Source organism: Archangium violaceum Cb vi76 (genome assembly GCF_000733295.1).
Lineage (GTDB): Bacteria > Myxococcota > Myxococcia > Myxococcales > Myxococcaceae > Archangium > Archangium violaceum.
In genome coordinates, this window is record NZ_JPMI01000257.1 from 1 (window position 1) to 18,566 (window position 18,566).

General features: G+C 69.0%; 19 protein-coding genes and 1 pseudogene. 12 read left to right on the plus strand and 8 right to left on the minus strand.

The window, feature by feature from the left end; genetic code table 11:
- Both Q664_RS35240 and Q664_RS53100 read right to left on the minus strand, forming a co-directional pair.
- Window positions 1-257, minus strand: a pseudogene (locus Q664_RS35240) (serine/threonine protein kinase); the annotation flags it as partial.
- An 8-nt stretch (window positions 258-265) separates the two neighbouring features.
- Entirely contained in the window at window positions 266-1,135 is an 870-nt protein-coding gene (locus Q664_RS53100; protein ID WP_052519055.1) for a DUF2381 family protein, read from the minus strand.
- A 113-nt stretch (window positions 1,136-1,248) separates the two neighbouring features.
- Between Q664_RS53100 and Q664_RS35250 the strand changes: the two genes are divergently transcribed.
- Window positions 1,249-1,494: a hypothetical protein gene (locus Q664_RS35250; protein WP_152622521.1), complete on the plus strand. Its 246-nt coding sequence runs from the start codon at window positions 1,249-1,251 to the stop codon at window positions 1,492-1,494.
- Between the two features lie 908 nt (window positions 1,495-2,402).
- Here the strand turns inward: Q664_RS35250 and Q664_RS35255 are convergent.
- Window positions 2,403-3,287 (minus strand): ferredoxin reductase domain-containing protein, encoded by an 885-nt coding sequence (locus tag Q664_RS35255; protein WP_043405998.1) that lies wholly within the window; start codon window positions 3,285-3,287, stop codon window positions 2,403-2,405.
- Window positions 3,288-3,358: 71 nt separating this feature from the next.
- Here Q664_RS35255 and Q664_RS35260 point away from each other — a divergent pair, with 71 nt between their 5' ends.
- A complete protein-coding gene (locus tag Q664_RS35260; RefSeq protein ID WP_043406001.1) occupies window positions 3,359-4,501 on the plus strand; it encodes a THUMP domain-containing class I SAM-dependent RNA methyltransferase in 1,143 nt (380 codons plus the stop codon).
- On the opposite strand, the gene Q664_RS35265 is transcribed toward Q664_RS35260, so the two are convergent.
- Complete coding sequence (locus tag Q664_RS35265) at window positions 4,498-6,105, minus strand: sensor histidine kinase (protein ID WP_052519063.1); 1,608 nt, start codon at window positions 6,103-6,105, stop codon at window positions 4,498-4,500. The genes Q664_RS35260 and Q664_RS35265 overlap by 4 nt on opposite strands.
- A gap of 67 nt (window positions 6,106-6,172) precedes the next feature.
- Here Q664_RS35265 and Q664_RS62365 point away from each other — a divergent pair, with 67 nt between their 5' ends.
- A complete protein-coding gene (locus Q664_RS62365; protein ID WP_268811434.1) occupies window positions 6,173-6,301 on the plus strand; it encodes a hypothetical protein in 129 nt (42 codons plus the stop codon).
- On the opposite strand, the gene Q664_RS35270 is transcribed toward Q664_RS62365, so the two are convergent.
- Together Q664_RS35270 and Q664_RS35275 are read right to left on the minus strand one after the other, a co-directional pair.
- Window positions 6,285-7,187, minus strand: a complete 903-nt coding sequence (locus tag Q664_RS35270; protein ID WP_235217001.1) for a TIGR02266 family protein — start codon at window positions 7,185-7,187, stop codon at window positions 6,285-6,287. The genes Q664_RS62365 and Q664_RS35270 overlap by 17 nt on opposite strands.
- Window positions 7,188-7,207: 20 nt before the next feature.
- Entirely contained in the window at window positions 7,208-7,579 is a 372-nt protein-coding gene (locus tag Q664_RS35275; RefSeq protein ID WP_043406008.1) for a response regulator, read from the minus strand.
- A gap of 143 nt (window positions 7,580-7,722) precedes the next feature.
- Between Q664_RS35275 and Q664_RS35280 the strand changes: the two genes are divergently transcribed.
- The 3 genes from Q664_RS35280 to Q664_RS35290 all read left to right on the plus strand — a co-directional run bounded on the left by Q664_RS35280 (window position 7,723) and on the right by Q664_RS35290 (window position 10,373).
- On the plus strand, window positions 7,723-9,108 hold the full coding sequence (locus Q664_RS35280; protein WP_043406011.1) for a M20/M25/M40 family metallo-hydrolase: 1,386 nt from the start codon (window positions 7,723-7,725) through the stop codon (window positions 9,106-9,108).
- Between the two features lie 138 nt (window positions 9,109-9,246).
- A complete protein-coding gene (locus tag Q664_RS35285) occupies window positions 9,247-10,101 on the plus strand; it encodes a hypothetical protein (RefSeq protein ID WP_043406014.1) in 855 nt (284 codons plus the stop codon).
- 71 nt (window positions 10,102-10,172) lie between these two features.
- Complete coding sequence (locus Q664_RS35290) at window positions 10,173-10,373, plus strand: hypothetical protein (protein ID WP_043406016.1); 201 nt, start codon at window positions 10,173-10,175, stop codon at window positions 10,371-10,373.
- Between the two features lie 43 nt (window positions 10,374-10,416).
- On the opposite strand, the gene Q664_RS35295 is transcribed toward Q664_RS35290, so the two are convergent.
- Window positions 10,417-11,613, minus strand: coding sequence for a small ribosomal subunit Rsm22 family protein (locus tag Q664_RS35295; RefSeq protein WP_043406018.1), 1,197 nt, complete (start codon window positions 11,611-11,613; stop codon window positions 10,417-10,419).
- A 62-nt stretch (window positions 11,614-11,675) separates the two neighbouring features.
- On the opposite strand from Q664_RS35295, the gene Q664_RS35300 reads away from it, so the two are divergent.
- The 5 genes from Q664_RS35300 (at window position 11,676) to Q664_RS53105 (ending at window position 16,346) form a co-directional block, all read left to right on the plus strand.
- Complete coding sequence (locus tag Q664_RS35300) at window positions 11,676-12,671, plus strand: ABC transporter ATP-binding protein (protein WP_043406020.1); 996 nt, start codon at window positions 11,676-11,678, stop codon at window positions 12,669-12,671.
- Window positions 12,668-13,471 (plus strand): ABC transporter permease, encoded by an 804-nt coding sequence (locus tag Q664_RS35305; RefSeq protein WP_043406022.1) that lies wholly within the window; start codon window positions 12,668-12,670, stop codon window positions 13,469-13,471. Before Q664_RS35300 ends, Q664_RS35305 begins: the two co-directional genes overlap by 4 nt.
- Before the next feature lie 5 nt (window positions 13,472-13,476).
- Window positions 13,477-14,268, plus strand: coding sequence for an ABC transporter permease (locus Q664_RS35310; RefSeq protein ID WP_043406024.1), 792 nt, complete (start codon window positions 13,477-13,479; stop codon window positions 14,266-14,268).
- A gap of 325 nt (window positions 14,269-14,593) precedes the next feature.
- Window positions 14,594-15,448, plus strand: a complete 855-nt coding sequence (locus Q664_RS35315) for a Uma2 family endonuclease (RefSeq protein WP_052519056.1) — start codon at window positions 14,594-14,596, stop codon at window positions 15,446-15,448.
- Window positions 15,449-15,506: 58 nt separating this feature from the next.
- Window positions 15,507-16,346 (plus strand): ion transporter, encoded by an 840-nt coding sequence (locus tag Q664_RS53105; RefSeq protein ID WP_052519057.1) that lies wholly within the window; start codon window positions 15,507-15,509, stop codon window positions 16,344-16,346.
- Window positions 16,347-16,349: 3 nt separating this feature from the next.
- On the opposite strand, the gene Q664_RS35325 is transcribed toward Q664_RS53105, so the two are convergent.
- The gene (locus tag Q664_RS35325) at window positions 16,350-16,739 is read right to left on the minus strand and encodes a RidA family protein (RefSeq protein WP_043406026.1); all 390 of its coding nucleotides are present in this window, start codon (window positions 16,737-16,739) and stop codon (window positions 16,350-16,352) included.
- 178 nt (window positions 16,740-16,917) lie between these two features.
- Here Q664_RS35325 and Q664_RS35330 point away from each other — a divergent pair, with 178 nt between their 5' ends.
- The gene (locus Q664_RS35330; protein ID WP_043406028.1) at window positions 16,918-18,537 is read left to right on the plus strand and encodes a peptide chain release factor 3; all 1,620 of its coding nucleotides are present in this window, start codon (window positions 16,918-16,920) and stop codon (window positions 18,535-18,537) included.
- Window positions 18,538-18,566: the final 29 nt, after the last annotated feature.

Consider the following 18,566-nt stretch of genomic DNA (forward strand, 5'->3'; position numbering starts at 1 on the left):
CGCCCGTGGCCGTGGATGCGCACCACGTTGGGATGAACGGCCTTGTCCATCAGCAACACGACCTCCCGCCCGGCGCGGGCGTCTCCGGGGCGCAGGGCCAGCTTGAGGGCCAGGACGACGCCGGGATGATGGATGTCCTCCACCCGGTAGGCGGCGCCGTAGCCGCCCACGCCGAGTCGATCCACGATGCGCCAGTGGCCCACCTCCGTGCCCGTGGGCAGGGACTCGGGCCGGAGGACGGGGGTCGTTTCGTACATGGATGATCTCAAGGACTGAAAGGGGTGAGGGACACGGTTCGCCCGCCGTCGCGGTCGCGCAGCTCCAGTTCCCAATGCGGGCCCGTGTCCCTGGTGGGCCGCTCCAACTCCACGGCGAGGGCCCGACGCTCTCCTGGCTGCAGTCGTGTCCCGTCCATCCACACGGGCAGCCGCCGCACTTCCTGGCCCGCCGCGTCCCTCAGCCGGGCCTCGCCGGGGAACCAGGGGCGAGCCTCTTCGCGCAGGTGGAGCTGCGCGACCACCACGATACGGGCGCGCGCGTGGTAGACCTCTTGTTCAGTCACCCGCACATCACTCCACTCGAGTGGCCCCTTCAGCTGCTGCCACGTCACGCCCCGTTGCAGTTCCCCGGAGAGCGCGAGCTTGACGAAGCTGCCCGCCTCGCAGCGGGCGAGCACCTCCTCCAGCCGGGCCTCCAGCGCCGGGACCGAGCGTGGGTGACGGGTGACGCGCACCTGGACATCCACCTCTCGCGCCGCCGGGACGAGCGCGAGCATGGCGTGGGTGGGGGACAGGCCATCGGCGAAGCCCACCTTGAGGAGCAGCGGCTCGTTCTCGGGCAGCGGGAGTGCCGGACGTAGAACCACCAGCCGGGTCGTGGGCTCGACCAGCGCGAAGCGCTCCTCCCGCTGCTGCACGGCGAGCGAGTCCGGATCGATGGACGCATCGAACTCCAGCACCGTGTCGTAGCCGGGGGCGATGCGCACCGCGGGAGCCGGTGCCGTGGCGCTGTCGGGGAGCACCAGTTGGCGGGCCTTCAGCTCGGGGCTGGAGAGCAGGCGCGGCTGGGCCGCGGCGGAAGTGGCGCTCAACAGGGGCAGCAGACACAGGGCACGGCGCGGAAGGACGAGGGTCACTTCGGAAGTTCCTCCGGCGGGTGAACCTAGCAGGTCATGCGGCGCGGAGGGAGCCGTTGTCCGCGAGGAGCGGCCATGCTGAGATGCGGGTTCGTTCTATGTCGAGGGTGGTCATGACCGGAAGACTGCTGGCCTGGATGCCGTTGCTCGTCTTGGGGACGGCCTGCCCGACCACCTGGGGCAAGGAAGGTCACGTGCAGAAGACCTTCCACAAGAACATCCTCAGAGAGACATTGATTCACAGGTCGTGCCCCATGACGGACGAGCAGTGGGTGCTGCGCTGTGGCTCCGCGGTCGACCATTCAGGAGATTGCCCTGAACCGTGTCCTCTTCCTGATGAGATCGAAGAGGAGTGGTAGGTGATTGAGTCTTGATGGGACGACCCATGCTGCGGCGCGTGCTCCTGGTTGCTTTGGCCTGTACGCTTCTCCTGCTTCCAATGGCATGGCTGCTCTCTAGTGCCATGCCGCGGACGAGCCTTGGCGAGCGGCAGGGGGCGAGGCTCATTCCGGTACTGGCTCACGATGTCCGGCAATCCCTGCTGACCTACCGAAGGGACTGTCGTACGGACGCGGACTGCGAACCACCGCTGGGATGCCTCATCAAGAGGGCTTCGGCGCTTCACATGTGTGTGGACAGCACGTGCGAAACAGACCAGCAATGTGACGAGGGCTTCTCTTGTGTGCCCTTCAAGACCGTTGATGGGAAGGCGATTGTTCGCACCTGTTCGCTGGTGGGACAGAGGAAGGAGGGAGAGCGGTGTAAGGTGCTCCCCGCAGTCCAGCGCGATGGTTGTGAGCTGGGCCTGCTTTGTCAGGGACGGTGCGGCCGTCCGTGCCAGTTGGGGGACCCCTCCGGATGTCCTGACGGCTTCTTTTGCGCGGAAGGCCCTCAAGGGCCTCCCTCGTGTCTACCTACATGTGCGGGCCACTCATGTCCCGACGGCTTGGAGTGTCTTCCTCGCGGAAAGGGCGTTTCTGTCTGTGCCCGAATTCATGGTGAGGATTGCCGGAAGAATCCGTGTCCCGAGCTGCACCTCTGCCGGGTTCTCGAACCTCCGCAGCGTCCCTGGGAGCTCCGGACGGAATGCAGACGAATCTGTGACAAGGATGCCTCTTGCCCTGCTGGGTACTTCTGCCACGACTTCGGGTGCCGCAAGCCCTGTGCGCCAGAGTCTCCCGAGACCTGCGGACCGGGGCTGACCTGTGGACAGCACTACCCGGATGACCCCTGGTTCTGTATGCCGGGCTGAGTGCCCGTCTCCCGGCTACCCGTACGACTCCCGTTTGATCCGCTTGTCCTCGAGGCCGAGCGTGTGGAGGTGGCCGAGCACCGCCTCCATGAAGCGCGGCGTGGCGGGGGTGCGCGTCTCCAGCGCCTTGCGCCGGTCCCACGGGGTGATGGCCGGGCCGCACACGTAGACGAGGCACGTGGCCCTGTCCGGGATGAGCTCCTCCAGCAGGGCCTCGCCCACGCGGCCCTTGCGCACGGTGGCGCCGAAGCGCGACTCGTCCGTTTCCCGGGTGAGGGTGTGCACCACGCGCAGCCTGCCCGGGTGCGCGCGCTCGAGCGCCTCGAGGGCCTCGCGGTAGAGGATGTCGCCCCACGTCTTGTTGGAGCAGATGACGGTGTGGCGTGGCTTGAGGCCCCGGTGCAGGGCGTCCTTGATGATGGAGAAGTTGGGCACCGCGCCGGAGCCGGCGACGATGTGGACGAGGTGGTCCGTGCGCTCCTCCACGTCGTCCGGCAGCACGTAGGGCCCCATGAAGCCCAGCACCTTCATGCGCGAGCCGGTGAGCGGCGCGTGGACGAGGTAGGGCGAGAGCAGGGGCGGGTAGCGGGTGAAGCCGGGGATGTAGTCCTCGTCCTTCACGGTGATGGCCACCAGGGGCTCGTGCGGCGCGGAGGCGAGCGAGTACGAGCGCGCGGGCTCCTTGCGGCCCTTGTGCTCCTGGAGGTAGGCGGAGAAGCGGCCCAGCGCGGGGAACTGGTGCGGGTCCAGGTTGAGGAACTGGCCGGCCTTGTACTCGGGGCGCTCCGGGCCGAAGTCCAGGGAGAGGGTGGCGGTGTCGTGCGTCTCCAGGCGCACCTCGCTCACCGTTACCTCGTACTCCTTGGGACGATTCCGGGCGGTCGTCACGGCTGCGCTCATGGCCTGCTTCCTACCAGCCCGGTGGACGTTCCTTCGAGGAAAGCATTGCGGCCGGGCGTCAGCCGCGGACAATGCCGCTTCAGGTGACGAACGTCCAACAGAGGGAGCACGTCTTCGTCCCGGCGCTGCCGGGGCTGGAGCCCGCCGTCCACACCGAGGCCGAGGCCCTGGGCTTCTCGTCCCGTCCGGTGGACGGAGGCGTGGAGCTCACGGGCGCGCCGGGGCTGCACCAGGAGGCCAACCTGCGGTTGCGCACGGCGAGCCGGGTGTGGCTGCGCCTGGGGCGCTTCGCCGCGGCGGACGCCAACGCCCTCGCCAAGGGCCTGGCGGGGTTGCCCCTGGGCCCGGTGTGGGACGGGCGGACGGTGCCGCGGCTCTCGGTGGTGCTGCACCGCGCGTGCTTCAAGGGGCCGGACGCGGTGCTGGCCGCCGCGGCACGGGCCTGGGGGTTGCCCTCGGTGGAGCGCGCGGGCCCGCTGGACGAGGAGTCCTCGGAGGGCCTCACCCTGCTGGTCCGCGTGGAGGGCGACACGTGCACGGTGAGCGCGGACACCAGCGGCGAGCCGATGCACCGGCGCGGGTACCGGCAGGAGGTGAGCCGGGCGCCCCTGCGCGAGACGCTCGCGGCGGGCATCCTGGTGCTGGCCGGGTATGACGGGGTGGAGCCGCTGGTGGACCCGATGTGCGGCTCGGGCACCTTCCTCATCGAGGGCGCGTGGATGTCCCAGCGGCGGGCGCCGGGGCTCCAGCGGACGTTCGCCTTCGAGCGCTTCCCCGGCTTCGACGCGGTGGATTGGGGCGCGCGCAAGGCGAGGGCGGAGGCGGAGGCCCTGTCCTCACCGCGCTCGGCGCTGAGGGGCTACGACATCAACGCGGGCTCGCTGGGCACGGCGCGGCGCAACGCGCGGCGGGCCGGGGTGACGCTCACGTTGGAGCGCCAGGACGTGCGCACGCTGGCGGCACCGGCGGGGCTCGGGCCCGGGCTGGTGGTGGTGAATCCTCCCTACGGCAAGCGGGTGGGGGAGGCGGAGGACCTGCCGGGGTTGTACCGGGCGATGGGCGCCACCTTCCGGCGGGCCTTCCCGGGATGGCGCGCCGCGGTGCTGCTCCCGGAGGACCCGGGCCTCCTTCGCGCGCTGGGCCTGCCCGAGGGGCGCGACCTCCCGGTGCGCAACGGCGGCCTGCGCTGCCGCCTGCGGGTGAGCCCGCTCTAGCGGGTGGAGGGGAGGGGCTTGGGCTCCAGCTGGAGCGGCAATCGCAGCTCGAAGCGCGCGCCGCCTCCGTGCCGCTGGCTCACCGACACCGTGCCCCCATGGGCGAGCACCACCCGCCGCACCACGGCCAGGCCCAGTCCCGTGCCCGTGGTGCGCGTGGTGAAGAAGGGCTCGAAGATGCGATGGACATCCCCCGAGGCGACGCCGGGGCCCTGGTCCTCCACGATGAGGCAGAGGCCCTCCGGCACGCCCCCCACCGCCACACGCACCAGCCCTCCCGTGGGCGAGGCCTGCACCGCGTTGCGCAACAGGTTCTCCATCGCCAGTTGCAGCAGCGTCTCGTCCGCCTGAATCACGGGCAGGCCGGGTGTCTCGTCCATCGTCACCTTCACGGTGCCCAGCTGGCGCCGCTCGTGGAAGAGCTCCAGCGTGCGCCGGGCCAGCTCCCCCAGGTTGAGCGGGCGCGGCCGGGGCTCCAGCGGACGCACCACGTCCAACAGGTCGCGCACCATCGCGTCCAGCCGCGTGGCCTCCTCCTCCAGCATCTCCACCGCGCTCGTGCCCACGGGGCCCAGCTTGTCCCGCTTGAGCACCGCCACCGCGTTGAGGATGGAGCCCAGCGGGTTGCGTACCTCGTGGGCCACCACGCCCGCGGCCTCGCCGAGCACCGTCAGCCGCTCCTGCGCCACCAGCTCCGACTGCAGCCGCGACAGCTCGGCCAGCCGCAGGGCGGCCAGCCGGTGGTGGCGCACGTTCTCCAGCGCTCCGCCCACCTGCCGCGCGAACAACTCCAGCGTGGCCGCGCTCGTGGGCGTCAGCGTCGTGCCCTGGACGGACAACACCCCGTAGGGTTGCCCCTCCACGAAGATGGGGGCGTCCAGGGCCCGGACGACGGGGTGGGCACGCCGCATCTGCGCCAGCAGCTCCGAGGGATGGAAGTTCTCCAGGGCCCGCAGGAAATCCTGGTGGAAGGCCGCCTTGCGCCGGGTGAGCACCTCCTCGAGGTGGGGGATGCTGGCGCGGGGAAAGCGCACTTCCTGAATGGGCTTCCCATAGAGCAGCTCGCCAGCGGCCACCTGGGCGGGGTCCTGCCGCATGGGCCCATGGACGAGCACTTCCCCCTCGAGCAACAGCACCGTCACGAAGAAGCCCTGCTGGTGGATGGCCTCCACGGCCGTCTCCAGTACCGTCTGCTCGTCGCGGCAGCGCACCATCTCACCGGCCGTCTGCACGAGTGCCTCGGTGAGCCGCCGCGTGCTGGCCTCGCCCTCGGCGTCCGTCAGCATCAGCAGCAGCTCCCCGGGCTTGGGCCCCTCGCCCCGGCGCATGCACCAGGTCCGCTCCTGGCCTCCCGCCTCGCGGAGGCGGACCCACACCGTGTCGGGGAGTCCCTGCCCGCTCGCGAGGTTCGCGTGCATGGGCTCCAACCACGACTGATCCCCGGGCGCGTAGCGGGCCAGCAGCTTCAGGAGCTCCGTGGCCCGCACCTCCTCCAGGCCGATGCCCAGCAACCTCAGCAGCGCCGGGTTGGCGTAGACCACGTAGTTGTCGCGTACCACGAGGACTGGAGCGGGGAACCCCTCGAGCGGCCGGTACTCCGCCATGTCGGACACTTCATCTCCTCCCGGATGCAATCACTTCCGCCGTGCTCCGTAGACCCAAGCGTAGGGCATGACGGGGGAAATGCACATGCGCTTCGCCAACGTGACGAATCCGGACGAGCTTGAACTGAAGGCCGTGGTGGTGGTGGCGGCCGGCTACCTGATGCTGGCCGCCATCTTCCTCAGCGGCTTGTTGTAGTCGCCCCGGCGCGGCCACCGCTGCGGAGGAACTCGTCGAGGAACGAGCGCTCCTCCGCGCGCAGATCCGCCAGGCCGAGGCCGTAGCCGCGCGGCTGCTTGCCGTCATCCAGCGTGTACTCCCAGATGACGGAGCTGCGCAGCTTGATCTGCTTCTGCTGCTGCTCGAAGTGGAGCACCAGGTCCACGCGCGTGCCCAGCCGCAGCGGCTTGTCGGTGGGGATGAAGAGGCCGCCGGCCTGGAGGTTGATGATGCGGTGGTCGGTGAAGATGCCCAGGGTGCGCGGGGTCACCTTGACGTCCACCTGGAGCCGGTCGTTGCGCGTCTGCTGCAGCCCGACGAACTCCTCGGCCCGGTAGGTGTAGACCGGAGCCTGCTGCTGCTGGACGGCGCGCACCCCGGCGTGGGGCGTGCCCGTCCGGGCGCCGGGGGCCGCACGGGGGGCCTGGGCCTCCGCCTCGCGCATGCGGTTGGAGAGCAGCTCGAAGACCTCGGCGTGCACCTTGCGCAGCTCGGGATGGGTGTCCGGGCCCTGGTGCTCCGGCGAGTAGCGCTTCGCCAGCCGGAAGAAGGCGCCGCGCAGCTCCTCCACCGGCGCGTCCGGCTTCACGCCGAAGAGCTGGTGGGCCGGCATCCCCTGCATCTGCCGCAGCTGCTGGCGTATCCGCTCGGCCTGCTGCCGCTCGGCGGCCGGGTTGGCCGTGAGCGCGCCCAGCAGATCCTTCACCTCGTTGAACTGCTCGATGGGCTCCCACGAGGAGCCGTCGCGCGAGGCGCGGGTGACGGCCCTGAGCCGCCCCGAGCCGATCAGCTCACGCAGCGACTGGAGCGTCAGGGGCCCCAGCACGCGACCGATGGAATCTCCGATCCAGTAATTCGTCGACACGCGGTCTCCTCGTGAGGGGCTCAGTGGGCCAGGGCCTTCCGGACGGCGAGGGCGATCTCCAACGGATGGAAGGGCTTGCCCACGAAGCCCACGGCCCCGGCGGACATCGCCTGCTCCACCACGGGCTCGGCATCCATGCTGCTGATGATGAGCACCCGCGTGTCGGGAGATGACTCCTTGATGGCGGCCAGCACCTCCAGCCCGCTGCGCCGGGGCATGAAGAGATCCAGCAGCATCACCGAGGGATGCTCGCGCGCCGCCACCTCGAGCCCCTCCTGCCCATCGGAGGCCTCGAGCAGCCTCACATCCAGACCACTCTCGTGGATGGCGTCTTTCAGGAGGTGACGGACGAAACGATCGTCATCGACCAGCAGGAGCGTCGGGGTGGTCATGCGCGTGAATGGTAAAGCATATCCCAGACGAATGCCCGCACAACCTGAAACGCCGTGCATCGCTGAACGCAGCGTGAAAGAGGATGGACGGGAAGTCGACGTATGCGTGCCGCGCCGCCTGCTTTTCGAGTAAGTGAGAGCGCATGTCCACCGACAAGGCCCTGGCCCACTTCGAAGCGCAGAAGAACAGCTATCTCGAAGATTTGAAGCAGTTGATCCGCATTCCCAGTGTGTCTTTCGACGGGTTCGATCCCGCCCACGTGCGCGCGAGCGCGGAAGCGACAGCGAGACTGTTGAAGTCGCGTGGTTTCGAAAATGTGCAGCTTTTGGAGATACAAGGCGCACATCCGTATGTGTATGGCGAGATTTTGAAGGCCCCCGGCAAACCCACGCTGCTGCTGTATGCCCACCATGACGTACAGCCGGCGGGAGACGAGGCGGCGTGGAAGAGCCCGCCGTTCGAGCCGCAGGAGAGGGAGGGCCGGCTGTACGGCCGGGGAGCGGCGGACGACAAGGCGGGCATCGTGGTGCACACCTCCGCGGTGGACGCGTGGCTGAAGGGGGCGGGAGGTCTGCCGCTCAACGTGAAGGTCGTCATCGAGGGCGAGGAAGAGGTGGGCAGCGAACACCTCGGGACGTTCCTGCAGAAGCACAAGGCGCTGCTGAAGGCGGATGCCATCGTGTTGACGGACACGTCGAACTTCGAGACGGGGTTGCCGTCCATCACCACGGCGCTGCGCGGGCTGGTGACGGTGGACGTGGAGGTGCGCGCGCTGCGGCAGGCGATGCACTCGGGCATGTGGGGCGGGCCGGTGCCGGACCCGGTGATGGCGCTGTGCCGGATGCTGGCGACGCTGACGAACCCGGACGGGAGCATCGCCATCGAGGGCATCTACGACCGGGTGCGTCCGCTGAGCGAGGCCGAGCGCCAGAGCATCCAGGCGCTGCCGGGTGACGCGGAGTACTTCAAGAAACAGGCGGGCATGGTGTCGGGGGCGCAGATGCTGGGGGGGCGCCACCCGTGGGAGATGAACTGGCGGCAGCCGGCGTTGGCCATCAACGCCATCCAGGCCAGCAGCCGGAAGGACGCGCGGAACATCATCTGCGACACGGCGTGGGCGCGCGTGGGCATCCGCGTCGTGCCGGACATGGACGCGCAGGACGTACAGCGGCGGCTGGTGGAGCACCTGGAGAAGGTGGTGCCCTGGGGGCTGGAGCTTCACATCAAGCAGGACCCGCCGGCGGGCCCGTGGTTCACGGATATCGCGCACCCGGCCTTCCAGGCGGCGTTCCGCGCGCTGCGCAAGGGCTACGGAGCGGAGCCGGTGGCCATTGGATGCGGTGCGTCGATTCCCTTCGTGGAGCCGTTCGCCAAGGAACTGGGCGGCGTGCCGGCGCTGCTCATCGGCGTGGAGGACCCGTACACGAACGCACACTCGGAGAACGAGAGCCTGCACCTGGGCGACTACGAGAAGGCGGTGCGCAGCGCCATCCACCTCTACGAGGAGCTGGCGAAGGATCTGAAGTAGCCCAGAAGAGGCCACTCTGGAGCCACTCCTCCCTCTCCCCTCGGGAGAGGGTCGGGGTGAGGGTATCCGGCTCCCGGGTTGAATATCCGGGAACCCGTCCCGTTCGAGTGTATGAGTCGTCCACCACCGGAAACCGCTATGTCCTCGCCCCTCCGTACCCTGTCGTGTGCCCTGCTCGCCGGGGCGTTGCTCGTGTCCGCCTCCGCCGAGGCCCGCTTCGGTAAGAGCTCGACGTCCTCGGACGAGGCGTCGGACTCGCGGACCCATGATGCCTCCGCCGTGGGCTCCAGCGGCGTCGTGCACGATGCCTCCCCCGTGACGGAGGACTCGGGCTCCGGTGGCGACGTGCATGATGACTCTCCGGTGGAGCCGTATCCGCCGCCGCAGGACTACGAGTCCGCCTATACCTATGTGTCGCCCAGGCATTCGCGCGCCTCCTGGCACGAGAACGAGTTCGCATCCCGCCGACACAGGAACTTCACCCTGGGCCTCGAGGCCCAGGTGATGCGGGAGGGCGCGGGGGTGGGCCTCCATCTGGGCCTGGAGGGGGAGCGGTTCGGAGCCTTCGTGCGGGCGAGCGCGCTCTCCCTGCGAGCGGAGGATGGGAGCGGCGTGACGGAAGACATCTCCGTGACGGGGCTGCACCTGTCCATGGCCGTGTTGAAGGGGCGGATGGGGCGGGTGCGGTTGGAGGGCGGACTGTCCATCGCGAAGGCGGCGGATGTCACCTTCATCGGACCCAGCGTGGGACTCTCGTCCGAGCTGTACCTGGTGAGCTCCCTGGCCCTGGAGGCCCGGGTGCAGCTCACTCCCTGGCCCTATCGCCAGTTCGACGCGGCGGGAGGTCTGGCATGGTACTTCGGTGACTCGCGCCTGTTGGCCCTGCGCGGTGGTATGCGCATGCTGGTGCTGAATGACGCGGGCTATGTGGACGGCGTCGTCCACCAGGACGTGCTGCCCGGCCCGTACCTCTCGTTCGGCCTGGCCATCTGAGGGCGCGACGTCACCACGAATTCACCGGCGAGCCACGCGGGCTTCTCATGAGGGGTGGAGAGTAGGCTCCCATGAACGTCGCGTCCCTCTTGAATGCCCCTCGCACCGACGCTCCCTCGCCGAGCACCCTGGCGCTGCTGCGCGTCGAGGCCAGCGTCCTCACCCAGGCGCTTCTCGCCTCCGCTCGCGAGAGCGCGCGGGAGAGCGTGCTCGCCTTCCGCTTCATGCGTGGCCTGCTGCTCGACGGCGGGTTCTCCGCTCCCCTGAAGTAGGGCCCTGGTGACACGGGCCCTCTTCCTGGTGGGAACCCGGGGCTCAGCTACCCTCACCCTTTCCCTCTCCCGAGGGGAGAGGGGTGGGGGGCGCCGGGGGGACTCCCTTGCCCGCGTAGGCCACTACCTTCACCTCGGACGTGTCGTCCAGCCCGAGCCCGTCTCCCTTCGCCTCCGTGTTCGTCACCGAGATGACGTCCCCGCGGTGCAGCTTGAAGAAGCGCTCGTTCTTCTCCGTGCGGTGCTTCTCCTGCATCGCCAGCCCCATGCGCCCCTCGGGTCCGCAGCCGATGAAGCGCTGCCGTCCCTTGCCCTCGAGTGACTCGGACACGATGCGGAACAGCCGCTCCGGCCTCGGCTCCGGCCAGCCCTCGCCCTTGGGCGCCAGCATCAGGTAGCTCATCTTCAGCGACTCCTTGTGGAGCCCCGCCGCCCGGGCGATCTCCTCCACCACCTTGGGCATGGGCCAGTCGCGCTCCGCGTGGCACCAGTCGCTCTCCTTCACCAGCGCCGGGCACGCCCCCCGGTACATGCACGGCGCGCGGATGGCGTAGCCCTTCTCCACCATCGCGTCCCGCACCTTCAGCAGCAGCCGGGACGTCTCGCGCAGTGCCGGCTCCAGCACCAGCAGGCTCCCGCCCGGCTTCACCTGCGCCAGCACCTGCTCCAGGAGCGCCGCGCGCGGTTTCACCGCCTCGTCCCCCGAGCCGTACAGCTCGTTGAGCACATGGCCCATGGTGATGAGGTCGTACTTGCCCTCGGGCGGAGCCGCCTTGCGGGTGGGGTCCCACTCCCGGGTGGCCAGTGCCTCGCCCGCCTCCGCGGCGAGCGCCCGGGCGAGCGTCAGCGCCGGCTTGCTCCGGTCCGCGGCCGTCACCTCGGCGGCTCCCGCGTCCAGGGCGGCGAAGGCCAGGGGGCCCGGTCCGCTTCCGAGGTCCAACACCGTCCGGGGCCGGTTGGGAAGCTCCCCGAGGGCCTCACGGGCCTGGGCGTAGGAGACGGGCCAGTAGAAGAGCAGGTAGGCGCCCAGGAGCTTCGGGTCGTCCATGTACTTCGCGCCGGCCAGCTTCCGGTCGCGCGTCAGTCCCAGGGAGAGCTGCTTCACCCCCGCGCCCACCTCCTTCACCTCCTGGGGCGTCAGGCGCGTCTCGGGGCCGTCCCCACGATTCCGGGCCTCGCGCCAGACGGCGATGAGCCGCGGTATCCACCGCTCCAGGTCCTTGCCGTAAGCGCCACTCATCCAACCCTGCCTTCCAACGAGGGGTCGCCTCTGCCGGGCAACCGCGTTAAACCCCGTCCCAAATGATTTCCGTCCGAGACCTGCGCAAGCACTACCAGGTCCACAAGCGCCCGCCCGGCCTCAAGGCCGCCCTCCGCTCCGTCATCCACCGGACCTATACGTCCGTGAAGGCGGTGGATGGCATCTCCTTCGAGATAAAGCCCGGCGAGCGCGTGGGCTTCCTCGGTCCCAACGGGGCCGGGAAGACGACCACCCTCAAGGTGCTCTCCGGGTTGCTCCACCCGTCGAGCGGTGAAGTGCGGGTGGATGGTCATGTTCCCCGCCATCGCGAGGATGCGTTCCTCAAGAAGATCATGCTGGTGATGGGGCAGAAGCAGCAACTCCTGTGGGACCTGCCGCCCGCCGAGACGTTCGAGCTCAATCGCGCCATCTACGACGTCCCCCGCGCCCAATACAAGCAGACGCTGGATGAGCTGGTGACGTTGTTGGAGCTGGAGGAACTCATCGGCAAGCCGGCGCGGCAGTTGTCGCTGGGCGAGCGGATGAAGTGCGAGCTGGCGGCGGCGCTCATCCACCGGCCCAAGGTGCTCTTCCTGGACGAGCCCACCATCGGCCTGGACGTGTCCATGCAGGCCACCATGCGGACCTTCATCAAGTCCTACAACGAGCGCAACGGGGCCACGCTCATCCTCACCAGCCACTACATGGACGACGTGGCGGCGCTGTGCCCGCGCGTCATCGTTATCGACAAGGGCCTGCTGTCGTACGACGGCGGCCTGGACGCGCTGGTGCAGCGGGTGCGGCCGGAGAAGCGGGTGGTGCTGCGCCTCAACCAGGCGGTGGCGGCGGACAGCCTGGCGCCGCTGGGCAAGGTGGTGACGCACGACAATGTCACCGCGGTGCTGCAGGTGCCGCAGGACGCCGTCAACGCCACCGTGAGCCGGGCCCTCTCCAGCCTGCCGGTGCAGGACCTGACGGTGGAGAACGCGCCGCTGGAGGAGGTCATGAGCGAGCTGTTCGCCGAGAGCAAGGCGCGCCGGGAGAAGGTGGGCGCATGAGCGCGCGGAGCACACTGCGGGCGCTGCCCACGCTGCTGCGCATCGGCGTCTCCGAGGCGGTGGCCTACCGGGCGGAGATGTTCGTCTGGGTGCTGTCCACCACCATGCCGCTCATCATGATGGCGCTGTGGACGGCGGTGGCGCGGGAAGCGCCGGTGGGCCCGTACGGCTCGCAGGACTTCGTGCGCTACTTCCTGGCGGCCTTCGTGGTGCGGCAGCTGACGGGGGCGTGGGCGGCGTGGATGATCAACTACGAGGTCCGCCAGGGCACGCTGGCCATGCGCCTGTTGCGGCCCATCTCGCCGCTGTGGAGCTACGCGGCGGAGAACATCGGCGCCATGCCCATGCGGCTGTTCGTGGTGGTGCCGGTGGCGATCTTCGCCGTGTCCACGGTGGGTTGGAAGTCGGTGCCCGAGACGGCGTGGGGCTGGGTCTTCTTCCTCGTGTCGCTCTTCGGGGCCTGGCTCATCACCTTCCTGGTGAACGTGGCCATCGGCACGCTGAGCCTCTACATGGAGAGCAGCACCAAGCTGATGGACGTGTGGTTGGCGCTCTTCTTCGTGTGCTCGGGCTACCTCTACCCGGTGGACCTCTTCCCGCCCGTGTGGCGGACCCTCATCGACTGGCTGCCCTTCCGCTATCAGATCGGGCTGCCGGTGGAGTTGATGACGAACGCGCATGGCTTCGGAGATGCGCTGGCGCTCCTGGGACGTCAGTGGCTGTGGGTGGGGCTGCTGCTGGTCATCAGCCTGGGACTCTGGAACCGGGGCCTGAAGCGCTTCGCGGCCTTTGGAGGGTGAGGGAGATGCTGCGGCGTTACCTGCGTCTGCTCGGAGTGCAGCTGCGGGCCTCGAGCCTGCTGGCGATGCAATACCGGGGCGACTTCGTCATCGAGGGCATCATCTCGCTCTTCTGGACGGCCACCGCGCTGGCGCCGCTGTTCGTCGTCTACCGCGAGCGGGAGTCCATCGCCGGGTGGAGCTTCGGCGAGGCGTTGCTGGTCATCGGGTGGTTCACCCTGCTGCAGGGGATTCTGGAGGGGGCCATCAACCCGAGCCTCACCGGCGTGGTGGAGCACATCCGCAAGGGGACGCTGGACTTCGTGCTGCTCAAGCCGGCGGACGCGCAGTTCCTGGTGTCCACCGCGCGCTTCCTTCCGTGGCGCTCCATCAACGTGCTGGCGGGCCTGGGGCTGTTCGTCTACGGCTTCCACCTGATTGGCCGTGCTCCCTCTCTCGTGGGCGTGCTGGCCTCGCTGGTGCTGCTGGGCACGAGCGTGCTGCTGCTCTACTCGCTGTGGATATTGACGGTGGCCGCGGCCTTCTACGTGGTGAAGGTGGACAACCTCACGTACTTCTTCACGTCCATCTTCGACGCGGCGCGCTGGCCGGCATCGGTGTTCCGCGGGGTGCTGGCCTTCGTCTTCACCTTCGTGATTCCGCTGGCGGTGATGACGACCTTCCCGGCGGAGGCGATGTTGGGACGGCTGCCGTGGACGTCGCTGGTCTGGGCGGTGGTGGGCTCCCTCCTCTTCGCCTTCCTGTCGCGGCGCGTGTGGCTGCACTCGATCGGCCACTACACCTCCGCGAGTAGCTGAGCGCCTCCCTCCCGTGAGCGGTGGTGGGTCCTCGTGGGCGCCGGGGTGTGACGGGGGTGGACCTCCACCGGGTTGGTGGAGGGCAATGCCCGGGGCGAGCCGCGCGAGCGGGCCTCACGTACGGACGTGACTTGCGAAGTTACGTGGGATGGCTATCATCTCCGAGGTCAGGTGCGGGGAGCCCGGGTCCGGCGGCCCGGTCCCTGCACGAGGGGCCACCCCGATGCCATCTCCATCCGACGACCAGGCGCCTTCCGCCGGACGCTTTCATTCGAGACCCCCTTGGTCCGCTCGCCAGAGGGGGCTTAGGTTCCCTCTGAGCATCATGAGCATCGGGCCCTATCGCATCGATCCGGATGACCCCCGCGCGCCGCTCCAGGAGGAGTGGGAGCGGATGACGCCCGAGGAGCGTGCGCGAGTCGTCGCTGGACTGCCGTCCGAGTTTCCGGTCTCCGAAGCGGCTCCTCCCGAGGGGGACTTCCACTTCGTGGCCAAGGTGCGGACGCGCGAGGTGCTGGGGGGCTTCTTCACGCGCACGGGCCGCAAGGTGTACCTGGCGTGTGAGCTGCCCGTGTACTACCCGGGCGAGCGCATGTTCGCTCCCGATGTCATCGCCGTCGTGGGGGTGGAATCGCACGAGCGCATGAGCTGGGTGGTGAGCGCCGAGGGCAAGGGGCTCGACTTCGCCCTGGAGATTCATGTCGCGGGAGATCGCCGCAAGGACCTGGAGCGCAATGTGGAGCGCTTCGCCCGGCTCGGCGTTCGCGAGTACTTCATCTTCGATCGCGGGCGCTCGAGGCTCACCGGGTGGAGGTTGGCGGCGGGCCGACGGCGTTATCGCGCCATCCCGTCGCGGCAGGGGAGCTTCTCGTCCGAGGTGCTGGGGCTGGAACTGCGAGTGGACGGAGAGCGGTTGCGCTTCCTTCATGAGGGGACGCCCCTGCTGGAAGCGGATGAGATGATCTCCATGCTCGAAGTGCAGCGCGCCGGGGAGTCTCGGGCGCGTGTCGCACTCGAGCAGCAACTCGTGGAGCAGATGAGCCTGCGCGCCGAGGAAGCTCGCCTGCGCGCCGAGGAAGCTCGCCTGCGCGCCGAGGAGGTGCATCGCAGGGAGGCCGCCGAGCGCCAGCTGGCCGAGGCCCTCGCCGAGCTGGCACGGTTGCGCGGCGGGCCGGGCTGACTCCGCACCTCTGGAGGAGGGTTCCCGTGGAGTTTCCTGTCGCGTAGCGTGGGGGCTCATGGAACGGCATGAAGCGCTCGAAACCCTTCCGGAAGCGACGGAGGGAGGCGGTGCACGCGGCCAGGCCGCGTGGAACCTGTTGATGGTGGTGCTGGCGGTGGCCAGCCTCGGTCCCATCCTCTGGGTCGAGCTGGCGGGCATCAACTGGCCGGATTCCCGCTTCCAGGTGCTCGCGGCGGTGGACCTGGTCTTCGTCCTGATCTTCCTCGGCGACTTCGTCGTGGGGTGGGCCAGGGCGGAGGATCGCAAGGCGTGGTGGAAAAGCCACTGGTACGAGCTGCCGGGCCTCGTCCCGCTCTACTTCGAGGCGTTCGCCTTCCTGCGCGTCGCCCAGGTGCTGCGTCTGGCGCGGGTGCTGCGGCTGCTGCGCGCCCTCTCCGCGTTCCGGCGCCTGCGCGCGCTGGCCTTCGTGGACGTGCTCCTCAACCGCAACAAGCTGGGCTATACGCTCGTCATCTCCGCGTCGGTGGTGCTGAGCCTGGCCTCGGTGGTGTGGTTGCTGGAGCGCGACACCAACCCCGGACTCAGCCGCTTCGGTGACGCGCTCTGGTGGGCCATCGTCACCACGACGACGGTGGGTTACGGCGACATCACCCCGCAGACGGGCCTGGCCCGCGTCGTCGCCACGGTGCTGATGCTCATGGGCATCGGGCTCATCGGCGTGGTGGCCTCCAGCATCAGCGCGGCCATCATCGCCATGGGCGGCGCGGCGCCCGAGGACTCGCCCGCCCCGTCGCAGGGCCTGGCGCATGAGCTGGAGCGGCTCGCGGACTTGAAGGCGCGGGGTCACCTGACCGACGAGGAGTTCACGGCGGCCAAGCGCAAGCTGCTGGGCTGAGATTCACTCGGGGACGATGGCCTCGGCCTCGATCTCCACGAGCATCACCGGGTCGATGAGTCGTTGCACCTCCACCATGCTGGTGGCGGGGCGGATGGTGCCGAAGAACTCGCCATGGGCCCGGCCCACGTCCCCCCAGAGGGAGATGTCCGTCACGTACATGCGGGTGCGGACCACGTGCTCCATCCGGCCACCCAGGGCCTCGACGGCTGTCTGGATGTTGGTCAGCGCCTGGACGGTCTGGGCGTAGATGTCTCCCTCGCCCACCACATGGCCCGAGGCGTCCGTGGCGGTGGTGCCGGAGACGGAGATGAACGGGCCCACGCGGACGGCCCGGCAATAGCCCACACGCGGTTCCCAGGCGGTACCGGTCGAGTAGGTGGTGCGTTGCATGGGGCTCCCTGCGGCAAAGGGGTAGAGGAGCCCCCACCCTAGCGCTCTCCGAGCGGGAGTGGGCACATACCCGGTGTCCAGGCGGGGGCCCGCTGGCCCGGATGCTTCCCGGCGGAACGGCTCTCCCACATTGAAGCCCGCGAAAAAACGCACGCCCCGTGATAGTTCCCTTCCCGATATGGCACCCGAGCTCGACCAGGAAGTCGCCCGTCGGCGAACCTTCGCGATCATCTCCCACCCCGACGCCGGTAAGACGACCCTTACCGAGAAGCTGCTGCTCTACGGCGGCGCCATCCACCTGGCTGGCAGCGTGAAGGCCCGCCGTGCGAGCCGCCACGCCACGAGCGACTGGATGGAGCTGGAGAAGGAGCGTGGAATCTCCGTCACCTCCTCGGTGCTCCAGTTCCCCTACCGCGGCCACGCGGTGAACCTGCTGGACACCCCGGGCCACCAGGACTTCTCCGAGGACACCTACCGCACCCTGGCGGCGGCCGACTCGGCGGTGATGCTCATCGACGCGGCCAAGGGCGTCGAGCCGCAGACCAAGAAGCTCTTCAAGGTCTGCCGCATGCGCGGCATCCCCATCTTCACCTTCGTCAACAAGCTCGACCGCTGGGGCCGCGCGCCGCTGGAGCTCATGGACGAGCTGGAGCAGGTGCTCGGCATCCGCGCCTACCCGATGAACTGGCCCATTGGCATGGGGCCCGAGTTCCGGGGCGTGTATGACCGGCAGTCCAAGGTGGTGCACGTCTTCGCCGCCGAGGGCCGCCATGGCGAGTCCGAGGTGGCCGAGCGCTCCGTCTCCATCGACTCGCCGGAGATCCACTCCGTCCTGAGCGAGCGCGAGCTGGCCACGCTCAAGGAGGAGATCGAGCTGCTGGACATCGGCGGCGACGAGTTCACCCGCGAGAAGGTGGAGCAGGGGCAGCTCACGCCGATGTTCTTCGGCAGCGCCATGACGAACTTCGGCGTGCGGCCGTTCCTGGATCACTTCCTGGAGCTGGCGCCGGCGCCCACGTCGCGTCAGACGAAGAACGGGCCGCGCGAGCCCACGCACCCGAAGTTCGCGGGCTTCGTGTTCAAGATTCAAGCGAACATGGATCCGTCGCACCGCGACCGCATCGCGTTCATGCGCGTGGTGTCGGGCCGGTACACGAAGGGGATGAGCGCGTTCCACTCGCGGCTGGGCAAGGAAGTGCGTCTGGCCAAGCCGAGCCAGTTCCTCGCGGCCGAGCGCACGGCCATCGAGGACGCGTGGCCGGGGGACGTGATCGGCCTGTTCGACCCGGGCATGTTCCGCATCGGCGACACGCTGTGCGAGGGCGAGGACCTGCTGTTCGACAGCGTGCCGCGCTTCAGCCCGGAGTACTTCGCGGTGGTGCGCTCGAAGGACCCGTTGCGCCGCAAGCAGATGGAGAAGGGGCTGGAGCAGCTCTCCGAGGAGGGCACGGTGCAGATCTTCCAGCAGCTCGGAATGGGCATGAAGGATCCCATCGTGGGCGTGGTGGGAGCGCTGCAGTTCGAGGTGCTCCAGTACCGGGTGGAGCACGAGTACGGCGCGCGCATCATTCTGGACCGGCTGCCCTTCGGCCATGCGCGGTGGGTGGTGGGGCAGAACTTCGATCCGAAGACGTTCGACTGGGAAGGCAACCGGCAGACGGTGCAGGACCGGGACGGGCTGCCGCTGGTGCTCTTCCGGGACGACTGGGCGCTGCAGCACGCCGAGGAGAAGCACCCGGAGCTGAAGTTCCTCTCCGCGGCGCCGATCCTGCGTCAGCTCGCCGCCACGGGGAGCTGACCCCCTGAACCGGGGGTTCAGCTCCCCCG